We start from the raw sequence: 2555 nt of genomic DNA, 5'->3' as shown, positions 1-2555 counted from the left end.
CCGCCGGGTAGCCGGAGCGCATTGCTGCGCCCCGGCCCCCTCAGAACCGGACGTGCCCGTTTCCGGGCATCCGGCTCAAGCAAGCCGCGAGGGCGAGCGGGACTGCTGTGCTGGGCTGCGTTGACGGACGCGGAGTCCGCGTGCGCAGGCAGCGTGCACGAGACGGGTGTGGTCATCGCCGGATGGGCCGGGCTGGCCGCGGTGGACGAGGTAGTCAGAGGCGATCGCCTTGCGGACGACCTGCAGCCACCACCGTTCCCACTGGTGCGGGGACTGCGGCGGTTGGTCGGCGGTCAGCAGGTGGTCCCCGCAGATGACACAGCGCCCGTCCTGCCTGGTGAGCAGGCGCAGCGTGTAAGCGTCGAGCGGCGGTTTGACCCGCTGGCGCCGTCTGGCCCAGTAGTCGGTCAGGTCGGGGTCGTCGGGGGATGCGGCGCCCTTGACCATGACGTGCCGGACGATGTGTGTCCAGGCGAATTTGATGACCGTGGCGTTCGTTACGGGGTCGCCGAACACCCAGCGGTCGTTCCTGAACTTGTTGCGCCGGCCGAAGTACCGGTCAACGATCCAGCGCTTCGGCTTGCTGGGGTGGGTCCAGGTGGCCCACTTGTAGAGCAATCTCCACATGTGGTCGTCCAGCGAGCTGAACGCCCGGGACGACACCCCGGTCCGGTAGTAGGCCGCCCATCCTCTGATGATCGGGTTGAGCGTGGCGACCAGCGCCACCGCGTTCGAGCCGCGCAGCGTGCGCACCTCGCCCGCGAGCCTTGCCCGGATCCGTCTCACGGCCGCCGTGCTCGGCTTGATCAGCAACTTGGCCCCGTAGCGGCGGATGTTGAACCCGAGGAAGTCGAAACCTTCGGCGAGGGACACGATGCGTGTCTTGTCCTCGTTGAAGACCAGACCCCGGGGTTTCAGCCACTCGGCCAGCCGCGCCTTGACCTGGTGGGCCTGCTGCCGGGTGTAGCACAGCGCCACCATGTCATCGGCATACCTGATCAGCACCGGGCAGCCCTTGACGGTCTCCCCGGCATGAGCACCGGTGGTCACATAGGCGACCCCGGCGGCCTCCTCCAGCCCGTGCAGCGCGACGTTCAGCAGCAAAGGGCTGATCACACCACCTTGGGGAGTTCCCTCCTCGGTCGGCGCGAAGCCCTTACCCGGCTCGAACACTCCCGCCTTCAACCAGCCTCGGATCATGCCCCGGGCGGGAAACGATCCGATCGCGGTAAGCAGACGGTCGTGGTCGATCCGGTCGAACGCCGCGGCCAGGTCCGCATCCAGCGCCCATACCCGGGCGGCCAGCGGCCCCCGGCATGTGACGTAGATCGACTGGATCGCGTCCTGGCAGCCGCGACCCGGCCGGAACCCATACGACTTGGGCTCGAACCGGGCTTCCCACTCCGGCTCCAGCGCGGCCCGGACCCGTGCCTGATGACACCGATCCATGATCACGGGGATGCCGAGCGGGCGCAGCGTAGTCCTGTCACCGGCCTTGGGAATGTGCACGCGCTTGACCGCCACGGGCCGCCAGGTCCGGACAGTCGCGTGCACCCGCACCGCCACCTCGGCCCTGGCCGGGGAGGTCAACGCAACCTCCCCGTCGATCCCCGCGGTCTTGCGCCCAGCGTTGCGCTGCGTCACCTGCCGAACCGCCAGCAGCGTGTTCGACCTGCTCCGCAACATCAACTTCTGCAGGTTCCTGACCGCGGCCAGGTCCCCTTCCCTACTCGCCTTGAAGATCCGCTGCCGTAGCCGCCGTACCTCCCGCTCGCACGCCCGCCAGTCGATGCGGTCCCATTCGACCGCATCCATCTGTTCGTCCGCGCGCGGGAGATCCTCTGGTCCGTTCACCATGAGGTGCCTAACTTGTCCTTCGGTTCCAGCGCTAACACAGCCTGCTCGTCAACGGCTCACCTGCCCACGTCAGCACGCTTTCGCGTCCCCGCACCACGACGGGTATCCGGCCAGTTATGCCAGGTCATCGGCCAGAAGGGAGCCGATCACGACGGCCTGGATTTCCTGTCGCCTTTCGGCGTACCGGCATTCGCTTGCTGGGCATCCTGTTCCCGCCCGGGATTTGCGCCTTCGTCACCTCCGGCCTACCGGCCATCGCACCAGGCGATGCACCGGACCCTGACGGGGTTTCCACGTTCCGCATGCGTGAGATACGACCGGGGTGGGCGCCCCCTGTACCCCGGGGCCAGCGGTGTCCCCACGGCCGACCAAACGTCGACGGCCGCCGCTTGCCGCTCTTCTGCGGCCAGGCCCTGCACCCCGATGTTCATCCCATCGTTCGGGGCTTCGACTGACGAGGCATCAACAGGGATTCACGAATGTTCGCCCGTCCGGTCTTCCCCTCGCCCGCCTCCACCGGATGGAGCGGCAAAGGCTTCGGCTTTTCCCTGAGCTTCACACCCCGCGGTTACCCGCGACGCATGTCAGGGCGGGGACCAGCTATGAACACGAGCTGGGAGCTACACCACCGACATCACGCCGGTCCTCCAATCTGCGAGCTCACTCGCCGCAAGCGACTTCGTGTCGCAACGTCTGCC

Annotated in this window: 1 protein-coding gene; it reads right to left on the bottom strand. The window is 67.6% G+C overall.

Annotated features, from left to right (window positions below):
* Nucleotides 1-75 precede the first annotated feature (75 nt).
* Nucleotides 76-1815 (bottom strand): reverse transcriptase domain-containing protein, encoded by a 1740-nt coding sequence (locus HHX31_RS33335; RefSeq protein ID WP_211590679.1) that lies wholly within the window; start codon nt 1813-1815, stop codon nt 76-78.
* Nucleotides 1816-2555: the final 740 nt, after the last annotated feature.

It is taken from the genome of Microbispora sp. H11081, from assembly GCF_012999535.1.
Lineage (GTDB): Bacteria > Actinomycetota > Actinomycetes > Streptosporangiales > Streptosporangiaceae > Microbispora.
Note: the sequence above shows the minus strand (reverse complement) of the source record. Positions and strands in the feature narration are given on the sequence as shown.

What these genes read in the sequence shown, in the direction of transcription:
- HHX31_RS33335 (WP_211590679.1), bottom strand. Translation starts at nt 1,815, where the DNA reads ATGGATGCGGTCGAATGGGACCGCATCGACTGGCGGGCGTGCGAGCGG.